Source organism: Deefgea chitinilytica, from assembly GCF_016881405.1.
Lineage (GTDB): Bacteria > Pseudomonadota > Gammaproteobacteria > Burkholderiales > Chitinibacteraceae > Deefgea > Deefgea chitinilytica.
In genome coordinates this window covers 810,962-823,087 of sequence record NZ_WOFE01000001.1, presented here as the reverse complement: position 1 = coordinate 823,087, position 12,126 = coordinate 810,962, and the positions used below count along the sequence as shown (strand labels likewise).

General features: G+C 47.2%; 12 protein-coding genes. 1 reads left to right on the top strand and 11 read right to left on the bottom strand.

Annotation, left to right across the window (positions count from 1 at the left end; all coding sequences use genetic code 11):
* Positions 1–15 precede the first annotated feature (15 nt).
* Positions 16–1,794 (top strand): GGDEF domain-containing protein, encoded by a 1,779-nt coding sequence (locus GM173_RS03780; RefSeq protein ID WP_203569979.1) that lies wholly within the window; start codon positions 16–18, stop codon positions 1,792–1,794.
* 53 nt (positions 1,795–1,847) lie between these two features.
* Here GM173_RS03780 and rfaE1 read toward each other — a convergent pair whose 3' ends face one another.
* The 11 genes from rfaE1 to GM173_RS03725 all read right to left on the bottom strand — a co-directional run bounded on the left by rfaE1 (position 1,848) and on the right by GM173_RS03725 (position 12,096).
* Positions 1,848–2,777 (bottom strand): D-glycero-beta-D-manno-heptose-7-phosphate kinase, encoded by a 930-nt coding sequence (gene rfaE1 / locus GM173_RS03775; RefSeq protein ID WP_203569978.1) that lies wholly within the window; start codon positions 2,775–2,777, stop codon positions 1,848–1,850.
* 2 nt (positions 2,778–2,779) lie between these two features.
* Positions 2,780–3,475, bottom strand: coding sequence for an orotidine-5'-phosphate decarboxylase (pyrF, locus tag GM173_RS03770; protein WP_203569977.1), 696 nt, complete (start codon positions 3,473–3,475; stop codon positions 2,780–2,782).
* A gap of 53 nt (positions 3,476–3,528) precedes the next feature.
* Positions 3,529–4,701, bottom strand: coding sequence for a lipopolysaccharide assembly protein LapB (lapB, locus tag GM173_RS03765; protein WP_203569976.1), 1,173 nt, complete (start codon positions 4,699–4,701; stop codon positions 3,529–3,531).
* Positions 4,702–4,718: 17 nt separating this feature from the next.
* Entirely contained in the window at positions 4,719–5,021 is a 303-nt protein-coding gene (locus GM173_RS03760) for a LapA family protein (RefSeq protein WP_203569975.1), read from the bottom strand.
* Between the two features lie 116 nt (positions 5,022–5,137).
* Positions 5,138–5,422, bottom strand: coding sequence for an integration host factor subunit beta (locus tag GM173_RS03755; protein ID WP_203569974.1), 285 nt, complete (start codon positions 5,420–5,422; stop codon positions 5,138–5,140).
* A gap of 13 nt (positions 5,423–5,435) precedes the next feature.
* Entirely contained in the window at positions 5,436–7,127 is a 1,692-nt protein-coding gene (gene rpsA / locus GM173_RS03750) for a 30S ribosomal protein S1 (RefSeq protein ID WP_239078228.1), read from the bottom strand.
* A gap of 156 nt (positions 7,128–7,283) precedes the next feature.
* The gene (gene cmk / locus GM173_RS03745) at positions 7,284–7,943 is read right to left on the bottom strand and encodes a (d)CMP kinase (protein WP_203569973.1); all 660 of its coding nucleotides are present in this window, start codon (positions 7,941–7,943) and stop codon (positions 7,284–7,286) included.
* A gap of 67 nt (positions 7,944–8,010) precedes the next feature.
* Positions 8,011–9,000: an L-glyceraldehyde 3-phosphate reductase gene (gene mgrA, locus GM173_RS03740; protein ID WP_203569972.1), complete on the bottom strand. Its 990-nt coding sequence runs from the start codon at positions 8,998–9,000 to the stop codon at positions 8,011–8,013.
* Between the two features lie 3 nt (positions 9,001–9,003).
* Complete coding sequence (locus GM173_RS03735) at positions 9,004–9,879, bottom strand: prephenate dehydrogenase (protein WP_203569971.1); 876 nt, start codon at positions 9,877–9,879, stop codon at positions 9,004–9,006.
* Positions 9,880–9,896: 17 nt separating this feature from the next.
* Complete coding sequence (locus GM173_RS03730; RefSeq protein ID WP_203569970.1) at positions 9,897–10,892, bottom strand: N-acetylneuraminate synthase family protein; 996 nt, start codon at positions 10,890–10,892, stop codon at positions 9,897–9,899.
* Between the two features lie 61 nt (positions 10,893–10,953).
* Positions 10,954–12,096 carry an MFS transporter gene (locus GM173_RS03725; RefSeq protein ID WP_203569969.1) on the bottom strand — a complete coding sequence of 381 codons (1,143 nt, stop codon included), beginning with the start codon at positions 12,094–12,096 and terminating at the stop codon, positions 10,954–10,956.
* Positions 12,097–12,126: the final 30 nt, after the last annotated feature.

The following is a 12,126-nucleotide window of genomic DNA, read 5'->3' as shown; positions in this document are numbered from 1 at the left end:
CCAAGAATGCGCATTATGAACAAACTGAGTAATCCTACCGAAATCGCTCGAGAAACGCTCAAGCAACTAGCGATGAGGCGTATGGTCCCTTCACCTGATCATTATGAGGCAATCTATCACGAGATCGCCCAAACACCAGAATTAGAGCGTATTCACCCTGGTTTAAAAGAACTCATTGAGGCGCTCAGCCTTTTACCACAACAATCGCCAGCGACAGCACGGCAAATTGAACAAATACGACAGGCCATCCAGCAAGAAAAATGGTCAGAAATTCCAGAATCTATTTTTCGCATCATTAGTAGTCAAGCAGATCAAGCAAGTCTGACTAAAAACTGGTCTGAGTTAATCCGCGATCTAATTTTGCAATGGGATTTACGCAATCCAAGCTATCCACCAAGCCGAAAAAAAGAAGCACTAGATCGTGTCTTACTCAATTTTAAGCAAGATAGCACTGTACTTAATGAGAAATTAAATGGACTCATTAATGCCTGGGCCGAAACAGGGGTAGCGTCGGCGACTGTTGTTGATGGCATTAGCAATGCAGATGAACTTAGTGCCCCCTTACCGGACACATCCACGTCAAACGAAGTCGTTAATTGGCGTGAATGGCGCGATGCATTTGCGCAGGCATTAGAGTTCGGCCTAGCCACTAAGTTATTACACAATCCAGATTTAAAGGCTGAAACTTTGGCCATGACTTTGGAAGCGAAAGCCGTTGACAGCGTAGCAATGATGGAAAAATGGTTGCCGCGACTAAGAAAATTCTGGCTCAAGCTGGAATTAGAAAATGACAATGAGCAGCGCCTTTGTGATGGCCTAATGGGCTTGTTGCGCTTACTGACTGATAATATGGCGGCAATTGTTGTTGATGACGAATGGGTGCGCGGGCAAATCGCTGTAGTGCAACACATCATGGCGCAACCATTAGATATGCGAGTCATTTATGATGCGGAAGTCGGTTTAAAAGAAGTTTTATTTAAACAAAGCCAAGTGAAGCATAGTCTTGTTGAGGCACAGACCGTACTCAAAAACATGCTCACCTCATTCATTGATCGACTTGGGTATATGTCTGAAAGTACTGATAAATATCACGACAAGATCAATACCTATGCAGAAAAAATTGACTCCGCCAACGACCTAACAAGCATTCGTCATGTAATGGAAGACCTATTACAAGACACGCGCAGCATGCAACTGGATGTTCGTCGCTCCAGAGATGATCTACTCGAAGCCCGCCAACAAGCCGACGAAGCGCATCGCCGCGTCACTGAGCTGGAGGCTGAGTTAAGTAGATTAAGCGACAAAGTTAGAGAGGATCAGCTAACTGGCGCCTTAAATCGACGTGGACTAGAGGACGCCTATGAGGTTGAATCGGCTCGAGCCATGCGCGCCTCGTCACCACTGGCCATCGCTTTGTTAGATATCGACAACTTTAAAAAACTCAACGACAGCCAAGGCCACGCAGCAGGCGACAGCGCTCTGGTGCATTTGGTGAAAGTCGTGAAAGATTTGGTGCGACCAACGGATACAGTTGCTCGATATGGTGGCGAAGAATTTGTGGTTTTGATGCCAGACACCGATCTCGATAGTGCCGTGCAAGTTATGCTGCGCGTACAACGTGAGCTAACAAAGCGTTTTTTTATGCACAATAATGAAAAAATGCTTATTACTTTCAGTGCTGGCGTCACACTGTATCGAGCAGGTGAAACCCGAGATGCCAGCATAGAACGAGCAGATCAGGCCATGTACCAAGCCAAAAAAACAGGTAAAAATCGAGTAATTACATTGGATTAGTATACGTATTGCTCTAAAAGCCAATTTTTAAAATAGCTTTAGAGCAATACCTTCTATGCAAACAACTCAGATGCACTGACTACTGCAGTACCCAGTTTCGCCACCACAATACCAGCAGCACGATTTGACCAGTCCATTGCTTCGGGCAAATCCAATCCGGCTGCCAGCATCAGCCCCAAGGTCGCAATCACTGTATCGCCAGCACCCGAAACATCATAAACTTCACGGGCATGTGTTGGCTTGTGCACCACTTGCTGTTTTCTAAAGAGCGTCATCCCTTCTTCGCTACGCGTCACCAAGAGCGCATCCAAATCAAAATCAGTCCGCAGTTGATTTGCCTTTTGAATTAACTCCGCTTCGCTTTGCCAGTGGCCAGCCACTTGGCTAAACTCACTGCGATTGGGCGTCAATAAGGTCGCACCGCGATAGCATTCATATTCGCTTCCTTTCGGGTCAACCAATACCGGCTTGCCAGCAGCGCGGGCAGCTAGAATCATTTGCTGCACATGTACCAAGCCGCCTTTACCATAGTCAGACAAGATCACGACATCACAATCGAGTAAGGATTGCTTAAATTCATCCAATTTCGCAGCGAGGACTTCATGACTCGGTTTATTTTCAAAATCAATTCGTAGCAATTGTTGTTGGCGTGCGAGAACGCGCAACTTCACCGTCGTTGAAATCTCATTATCACGATGCAGTAGCGCATCTACGCCTTGCGCCACCAGTAAGCGCTCTAGGCTTAATCCCGCTTCATCATCACCCACGACGGCAAGCAACCTAACTTGACCGCCAAGTGCGGCAATATTACGCGCTACATTCGCTGCGCCCCCTGCTCGCTCGTCGGTTTTGGTGATACGGGCAACTGGTACAGGTGCCTCAGGTGAAATCCGCTCAACGTCTCCAAACCAATAACGATCAAGCATGACGTCGCCAACGACCAGTACTTTGGCACTTTTTAATTTTTGTTCAAGAATATGCATGCTTAGGCAGCCAGTTCAGCATTAATTTGTTGCAAGGTCAAAACAGGATTATCACTCTGGGTAATCGGACGACCGATCACCAAGTAATCCGAGCCTGCCAGCAGAGCTGCTTTAGGGGTCATGATGCGGGTTTGGTCATTGACCGCCGCACCTGCCGGGCGAATACCTGGGGTTACCAGTTTAAATTCACTACCGCAAACCTGCTTCAAGTGCGCAGCCTCTTGAGCGGAGCAAACAACACCATCTAAACCGCAGGATTGAGTTAATTTTGCCAAGCGTTCAACTTGCTGTGCTGCAGTAGGCAAACCAAGTTCTAATAGTTCATCATTTCCCATGCTTGTTAGCACTGTGACGGCGATCAGCAAAGGGCGATGCGACATGCCCTCCAGCGCCTCGCGAGTGGTTTCAAGCATTTTTCTGCCGCCCGATGCATGCACATTCACCATCCACACACCCAAGTTTGCTGCGACTTTACACGCTTGTGCGACGGTATTAGGGATATCGTGAAATTTTAAATCCAAAAACACATCAAAATCGCGCTTCACAAGTTGCTCAACCAAGGTTGGACCACTCGCGGTAAATAGTTCTTTGCCCACTTTTAATTTGCACAGGCTAGGATTTACCGTATCAGCAAATGCAAGAGCATCTGGCACCGATGCAAAATCGAGGGCCACGACAATGCGCGAATCAACTTTCATAAGTTATTCCTGAAATACATTAAGCATTAAGACTAATTAAAACTTTATTACGCTCAAACAGCTGCTCGACTTTTACCTCGAATGGGTGCATAACTTTCCCACTGGTTACAGCCTGGACAGTGCCAAAAATACTGCCGGGTTTTAAATCCACATTCATTGCAATAATACATACTGTAAGTACGGGTATTGTCATGCAATAATTTACTAATAATTTCCAATTCAACCTTTTGCTCATCGGGCGCAACTAAAAGATGAGCTTCTAATAATTTTCGCAATCCGGGCATACTCGGATTTTCGCGTAAGCGTTCACGCACAAAGTCATAAGCAGCATCGACACCAGAGTTAGCTAACAACTGTTCGTAAATTAAATCAACAGCATCCAACTCAGGGTTTTGTTGAACAAATCGAATCAGTAAATTAATACCTTCGTTTAGCTGCCCTTTTTCGCGGTAGGCATTTAAAATAAAACGCGCAGCTAAGGCTAAATAGTGTACATCATGGGTAGCTATCTTTAGCCAATGCTCAATTGCTAAATCATAATCCGCTTTCTCAAATGCAATTTCACCCAGCATTAAACGCGCTCGTGCGCATTGCCGATGTTCTTTTAGAGCGAGCTCTAATTCATTGCTCGCTTTGTCGTGGTGCCCACGAATTAAGCTTTCTGCCGCTAATTCACAATAAAACTGCGCAATTTCTAATTGATAACTATGAGATTCATCCCTTAATAATTCTGCCGTTGCAATCGCTTTTTGCCACTCATGCTCTTGTTGATAAATTGCAAGCAGCTCTTTGCGCGCCAATCGTGCAGAGTCCGTATTGGCTAAATCGTGCAAAATGGTTTCTGCACGATCAAACAGACCCGCTTTAATAAAATCAATTGCCAACTCAAGTTGGATTTGTTGTTTTTGATTTGCATCTAATTCTCGACGGGATAAAATTTTCTGGTGCATACGGATTGCACGCTCCAGCTCACCTCTACGCCGAAATAATTGCCCAAGTGTTGCTTGTAATTCAATCGTTTCTGAGTGTTTTTTTGCGATATCAATATAAAGATCGATCGCTTTATTAGTATCGCCAGCCAAGAGGTGGTTTACTGCTTTAAAATAAGACAGCGGAAGTGAGTGACTCTCTGCAATAACATGCTTTATGTCGACTCGTGCAGCCAACCAGCCTAAACCGAAAAAAACGGGAAGAATGGCAAGCCACCAAAATTGAATTTCTATCATATCAATAACTTCGGAATTTAAATCGCATCAAGTGGAGGAGTAAGAATTTCCGCTTCTTTGCTTGTCTTTTCGCTTGCCGACTGCCGCTTTTCCTTGCGCAACATCAGAACTTCACGGCGAAGCCGCACAACCTGTCCCAAATTAGCTAGCAAACCAATTGCTGCACCAAGCACCAAAAATACCAACAAAATAAGAGCTAAAGGAGCTTCCCAGGAGTGACCCAAGTAAAAATTCAAGCGAACCGTGTTTGCATTGTGCATTGCGAAACCGAATAGCAGAATAAATCCAATAAATTTAATGAGCCAAAATAAATAACGCATAAGATCTCCAAGATTCATTAATATTGTAACGTAAATCGAAGGTAATCGTATTTTTAGTATGCAACAAAAAGGCGACACTGCAAAGTGTCGCCTTTTTTATGCAAATTGCTTAATGATTACGAGTCTAAATCGACACGCTCTCGCAGCTCTTTACCCGCCTTGAAATGAGGCACAAACTTCTCTGGTACAGCTACTTTTGTGCCAGATTTTGGATTGCGCCCAGTTCTTGGTGGGCGGTAATTCAAGTCAAAGCTGCCAAATCCGCGAATTTCGATACGTTGGCCTTGCGAAAGGCTACGTGCCATCGCATCAAGTATCGTTTTTACGGCTAACTCTGCGTCTTTTGCTACCAACTGCGGATAACGTGCAGCAAGTTTCGCGATGAGTTCTGATTTGGTCATTCTAACTAATACCTTATTCAGCAGAGCCAGACAATTTTGCTTTTAGCAATGCGCCGAGGTTAGTTGTACCAGCATTCTCATCATTCGCAGTGATCTTGCTCATCGCCTCAGTTTGCTCGGCTTGATCTTTAGCTTTGATTGACAGATTGATAGAGCGGTTTTTGCGGTCAACATTGATGATGACTGCTTCAACTTCGTCGCCTTCTTTCAATACTGTGCGGATATCTTCAACGCGATCGCGAGAAACTTCAGTCGAGCGTAGATAACCTTCAACATCATCAGCTAGAGCGATTGTTGCACCCTTAGCGTCAAGTGACTTAACAGTACCCTTAACGATCGCACCTTTGTCTGATGTAGATACGTAGTTATTGAATGGATCACCTTCCATTTGTTTGATGCCGAGGCTAATACGCTCTTTTTCAACATCAATAGAAAGAACAACCGCTTCAACTTCGTCACCTTTCTTGAAGTTGCGCACAGCTTCTTCGCCAGCAACGTGCCAAGACAAGTCAGACAAATGAACCAAGCCGTCAATACCACCAGCCAAGCCAACAAACACACCGAAGTCAGTGATCGATTTGATCGCGCCTTTCAGTTTGTCGCCTTTCTTGAAGTTTTCAGCAAAATCATCCCATGGATTAGCCATGCATTGTTTCATGCCAAGGCTGATACGACGTTTGTCTTCGTCGATATCCAAGATCATCACTTCAACTTCGTCACCTAAAGACACAACTTTAGATGGGTGAACGTTCTTGTTAGTCCAATCCATTTCAGAAACGTGAACCAAACCTTCGATGCCTTGTTCGATTTCAACGAATGAACCGTAGTCAGTCAAGTTAGTTACTTTACCGAACATGCGAGTGCCCGATGGGTAACGACGTGATAGACCCACCCATGGATCTTCGCCCAATTGTTTCAAGCCAAGAGATACACGGTTTTTGTCTTGATCGAACTTGAGAACTTTAGCTTCAAGCTCGTCACCCACTGCCAATACTTCAGATGGGTGTTTAACACGGCGCCATGCCAAGTCAGTAATGTGGAGCAAGCCATCAATACCGCCAAGATCAACGAATGCACCGTAGTCAGTGATATTTTTAACGATACCCTTAACGATAGAACCTTCTTTCAAGGTTTCTAACAATTTAGAGCGTTCTTCACCCAGTGAATCTTCGAGGACTGCACGACGTGAAACAACAACGTTATTGCGCTTACGATCAAGTTTAATGACTTTAAACTCAACCATTTTGCCTTCGTACGGAGTGGTATCTTTAACCGGACGAATATCTACCAATGAACCTGGCAAGAAAGCACGCAAGCCATTGACCATAACAGTCAAGCCGCCTTTTACTTTGCCAGAAATAACACCAGACATGATCTCGCCGCGTTCGAGGCAGTCTTCCAACTCGATCCAAGACGCGAGGCGCTTTGCCTTTTCGCGAGAAAGCTTAGTTTCGCCGTAACCATTTTCAAGGCTATCGATCGCAACAGGTACGAAATCACCGATCTTAACGTCAACTTCACCGTTGTCGTTTTTGAATTCTTCAAGAGGGATCAGAGATTCAGACTTCAAACCAGCATTTACGGTTACGAAGTTGTTGTCGATACCAACCACTTCTGCAGTAATCACTTCACCCGAACGCATTTCTTGACGGGTTAGGCTTTCCTCAAATAGGGCGGCAAAGCTTTCCATAGTATCAATAGTCATTTAGTGGAAAATTCCATTAGCCAATGCAGGATGCACCGACAGGTTAGTTAATAAACCTCAAAAAGCGGGCGCTTTTTAAGTCTTCGCTCTTCTCTACCAAAAACGAATCTGGCAATTGTACGGAAAAATTCTTGCTCTATCAAGCGTTTAGCGCAATTATCTTTTTAATTGCCACCAATCCAGAATTTGAGCCACTGCCGTCTCAACATTCATATTCGACGTTTCCAACAAAAAAGCATCAGCCGACTGCGCTAGTGGCGCCACTGCGCGCTGACGATCCCGATCATCGCGCGATTGCAAATCAGCCGTAATCAAAGCCAAATCTGCTTCTTCACCCCGCCCAATTAATTGCTTATAACGCCGCTCGGCCCTTACTTGAGCACTCGCCGAGAGAAATACTTTCAATTTTGCAGATGGGAACACCACTGAGCCCATATCGCGCCCGTCCGCCACCAAGCCTTGAGCAGTCAAAAACTCACGCTGACGCTGAAGCAAAGCAGCTCGCACCATAGGTAGCGCCGCCACCTGAGACGCACCAGAACCAATCTCCTCCGCCCTGATCGCCAGTGCAACATCCGCACTAGCAAGCAAAATTCGTTCACCAACAAAGGCAACATCCAATTCAGTCGCCACTTGAGCGACCGCCACCTCATCCGTCCATGCCACACCTTGCTGCAACGCCGCCAGCGCCGTTAATCGATACAAAGCACCCGAATCCAAATAAGCAAACCCGAGACGCTCCGCAACAAGCTGAGCCACAGTCCCTTTACCCGAGGCCGACGGCCCGTCAATCGCAATCACCAAGTCTTGATTCACTCTACTTCTCCAGCAATAAAAAAGGCCAACGAATGCTCGCCGACCCTTCAAATCCAAATCACCAAAATCACATCGAAGCCAAAACAGCTTCAATCTCGAGCAACTCGGCGGCCGAAAAATTCATATTAGCCACAGCACCAACATTCTCCTCCAGCTGCGACACCCGACTTGCACCGACAATAACTGAAGTCACAGTAAGTAGAGCCCACGCCAGCGCCATCTGCGCCAAAGTCTGACCGCGCTGCTGCGCAAGTTGATTCAACCGCTGCGCGCGCGACAAATACAAAGCAACACCTTGCTCATCTAAAAAATGATTATCCAAGGCGGCAGCACGAGAATCCTGCGGTATTCCAGCCAAATATCGGCCTGTCAACAAACCTTGCGCCAACGGACAAAAAGCAATACTACCAATACCGTTTTCAGCCAAAACATCCAGCAAACCACGCTCAATATCACGTTCGAACATTGAATATTTAGGTTGATGAATTAGACAAGGCGTTCCTAGCTCTTTTAAGATTCGAGCAGCCTCTACCGTTTGCGCCGGAGAATAAGAGGATATCCCCACATATAGCGCCTTACCTTGGCGCACCATCGCATCAAGCGCCGACATAGTTTCTTCCATCGGCGTTTCTGGATCAGGTCGATGCGAATAAAAAATATCGACATAATCCAAACCCAAGCGACTCAAACTCTGATCCAGACTCGCCATCAAGTACTTGCGGCTCCCCCACTCACCGTAGGGGCCGGGCCACATTTCCCAGCCAGCCTTAGTACTCACAATCATCTCATCACGATAGGCGCGCAAATCTTGCTTTAAAACTCGACCGAAAGTTTCTTCTGCCGCACCAGGGCGAGGACCGTAATTATTTGCTAAATCAAAATGCGTAATACCCAAATCAAACGCACGAAGCAGCATAGCACGGCTATTTTCATAAGGCTTATTATCGCCAAAGTTGTGCCACAAACCCAAAGAGATCGCTGGCAATTTAAGCCCGCTACGACCACAACGACGATAAGGCATTACCTCATAACGATTTGCCGCCGCTCGATAACTCATACCTTACTCCTTTTTAGGCTGCCCCCACTCGATTCGAGCTTGGCTAGCACGTTGAATATATTCAGTCAGCGCCAGAGCCTGATCTTGCTCAATGAGCTGAACAAGATGATTTAGCTGAGCAATATTAGCTTTTAAGTCACTTAAAACAGCACTGCGATTGGCCAGCGCAATATCGCGCCACATATCCGGATGCGAGCCCGCAATGCGCGTAAAATCCCGAAAACCACTGGCTGCAAAGTCAAGACACTGCTTAGCATTGTAACGATCTAGCACTGAATTCATATACGCAAAAGACAGTAAATGCGGCGCATGGCTCACCGCCGAGAAAATACCATCATGCTGCTCAGCTGACATCTCGTACACGGTTGCACCACATGCCTGCCACAACTGCCGTACACGCTCGATAGCTTCAACGTTATTTTCAGACAACGGCGTCAAGACTACGCGCCGTCCCTCGTACAAACCAAATTGAGCCGCCGACGCCCCCGACAAATCAGAACCCGCAATTGGATGCCCTGGCACGCAGCTAGCTAATTGCTGAGGCAAGTGCTCACGAAACAAAGCACAAACATCCTGCTTGGTTGACCCCCCATCAGTCACTACACAATTCGGCGACAAATGAGGCGCTATTTGCTGCATCAACCGTCCCATCTGGCCGACTGGCGTGCCGAGCAAGACCAAATCTGCGCCGCGCACCGCAGCAGCTGCGTCGGTTAGATACGCATCAACCACCCCTAATTCCAGCGCACGGGTCAAATTTTCTATGCTACGCCCAACGCCAACCACCTGCTTCACAAGGCGAGCGCGCTTTAGCGCCAGCGCAAATGAACCGGAAATCAACCCAGTCCCCAATAAAACCAATCGCTCAACTGACTGCATTCAGACGTCCAAAAAAATTAAATTTTCCGACCCAGCGCTGGCGCAATAGCGCGCAAACCAATCATGATTTGCTCGAGCTGCGCAACTTCAACTGATTGATCGCCAAAATCAACTGCAGGCACCCGCGCAGTATGAACATCAATCATCAGGCCATCTGCGCCTGCCGCCACCGCCGCCATAGTCAAATGAGGCGTCATCCAAGCTCTAGTACTTGCGTGACTAACATCAACAAACACCGGCAGATAAGTCTCCCGTTTTAACAGCGCAATCGTTGCTACGTCGAGCGAGCCCCTGACACCAGGTTCACACAAAATAATATGGTGATTACCTCCCGCGGCAATCGCCTCCGCCGCCAAGAGCCAATCGGCAACCGATGAAGCCAATCCTCGGCGCAAAATAACAGGCTTATTAAGTCGGCCCAATTCTCGCAATAAGCCGCGATGCGACATGCTTTGCGCCCCAAGTTGAATGATATCAACGTCATACGCCAGCAACGCCTCTAGCGCCTGCACATCGTTCACTTCAACCACAAACGGCAAGCTACTTTGCCGAGCCAGCGCCCGCAATGCTGACGCATTCTCCAGTGAAGCCCCATAAAACTCATAAGGTGAATGCGCAGGCCGCTCCAGTCTTGACCATAGCAAGCGGCAACCCGCCGCCTGCACTGCATCCGCAGTAACTTGTGCGACTTGCGTAGCAAACCAAGAGTGAACTCCAGCGCAGACTTGTATTTGCTCACCACCGATCTCAACGCCGCGCACCTTAAATAACGCGCCTGCCGGCTGAGTCGCGCGCGACACCATCTTGTACTGTTTTGTTACCCGCGTCACCCGCTCAACGCCCGCAAGCATTTCAAAGGCAAGTGGATTCAGCCTATCTTCGTCGCCAATTGCACCAATAATCACCAGCTCAGCACCCCGAGAAACATGCTCTTTGAGTCCTGCTGCGCGGATTTGCTCAATTACCGCTGAAATTTGCTGCTCTTGGGCATTTAACTGCATCACAATTATCATAAGCGATCCAATAGGTATATCATTACAAGATAAGCAAATTAATGGCTAGATTAAAATACATCTACTTATCGACCCTTAAGTACGCCAGCAAAAAACCAAGCAGCGCAATTAAACCGGACAAAGCAAATAGATAAGCGCCGCCCAATCGCTCCCAAGCCAGCCCCGTCAATATACCACCCAAGCTACCACCTAAACCAAAAGACACCGCAATATACAAAGCCTGCCCGCGCGCTTGATGAGCGCCGGCAAAATATCGATGAATATAGTTCATGGTGACCGCATGATGACTACCAAATGTAAATGCATGCGCCAACTGCGCCAGCATTAACAGAACCAAGGAGCCCGCGCCAAACGCAATCAAGTTAAAACGCAACGTAGCAACCGCCAAGCCAAACAAGAACAAAGTGCGTAAAGCAAACCGGCGCGTAAGCTTTGGCATTAGCGCAAACACCGCAATCTCGGCCAACACGCCGATTGACCATAATCCGCCGATCAGGCTTTGACCATAACCTTGTTCGGCAATATAAATTGAATAAAAACTATAATAGGCGCCATGCGCAAAAGCCATCAGAAAGCACACAAGCAACAGCGCACGAACTTCAATTTTTGCCAATACGGCGTTAAAACTACTCTGCGCCATTTGGAGCTGGCCAGCAGCGGGCGGACTAGGCACTTGCCACGAGTAAACGGCTAGGCTCGCCATAATCGCGATAACCGCCCACGGCAAAATACCAATACCTCGCGCCTCAATCAAATAACCCGCCCCCAAAGTCGCACAGACAAACCCAACCGAACCCCAGAGCCGCAAGCGTGAGTAAGCCCCGCTATCGCCCTTGAGCAAGCTCATGGTAGTTGCTTCCACCAACGGCAGCGCAGCGCTCCAAAAAAAGCTGCCAATAAACACCGCAACAAACAAGTAAGCAAAAGATTGCGTCAACAACAGTGGAATAAAAAAGACCAAACCACCTAGGCCAGCAATACGCAAAATGGTTTGTCGTCGCCCGGTGCGATCAGAGAGCCAGCCCCACAAGGTCGGAGCATAAATTCGATTGATTTGAGTTAACGAGGTCAAGATCCCGATTTGCCAAGCAGGAAACGTCAAGCTGGCCAAATACAAACCCCAGTAAGGGGAAAACAAGCCATTAAAAGCGAAATAGCAAAAGTAAAAGCCAGCAATCGCCAGCAGCGGTTTCGATCTCAACACACTCAATCAAACCACTCGACGTATTGCGCG

Excerpts from the sequence above, each read along its gene's own strand:
- rfaE1 (WP_203569978.1), bottom strand. The coding sequence starts at position 2,777 with ATGCATATTCTTGAACAAAAATTAAAAAGTGCCAAAGTACTGGTCGTT.
- mgrA (WP_203569972.1), bottom strand. The coding sequence starts at position 9,000 with ATGAGTTATCGAGCGGCGGCAAATCGTTATGAGGTAATGCCTTATCGT.
- GM173_RS03735 (WP_203569971.1), bottom strand. The coding sequence starts at position 9,879 with ATGCAGTCAGTTGAGCGATTGGTTTTATTGGGGACTGGGTTGATTTCC.
- GM173_RS03780 (WP_203569979.1), top strand. The coding sequence starts at position 16 with ATGAACAAACTGAGTAATCCTACCGAAATCGCTCGAGAAACGCTCAAG.
- pyrF (WP_203569977.1), bottom strand. The coding sequence starts at position 3,475 with ATGAAAGTTGATTCGCGCATTGTCGTGGCCCTCGATTTTGCATCGGTG.
- rpsA (WP_239078228.1), bottom strand. The coding sequence starts at position 7,127 with ATGACTATTGATACTATGGAAAGCTTTGCCGCCCTATTTGAGGAAAGC.
- GM173_RS03760 (WP_203569975.1), bottom strand. The coding sequence starts at position 5,021 with ATGCGTTATTTATTTTGGCTCATTAAATTTATTGGATTTATTCTGCTA.
- GM173_RS03755 (WP_203569974.1), bottom strand. The coding sequence starts at position 5,422 with ATGACCAAATCAGAACTCATCGCGAAACTTGCTGCACGTTATCCGCAG.
- GM173_RS03730 (WP_203569970.1), bottom strand. The coding sequence starts at position 10,892 with ATGATAATTGTGATGCAGTTAAATGCCCAAGAGCAGCAAATTTCAGCG.
- lapB (WP_203569976.1), bottom strand. The coding sequence starts at position 4,701 with ATGATAGAAATTCAATTTTGGTGGCTTGCCATTCTTCCCGTTTTTTTC.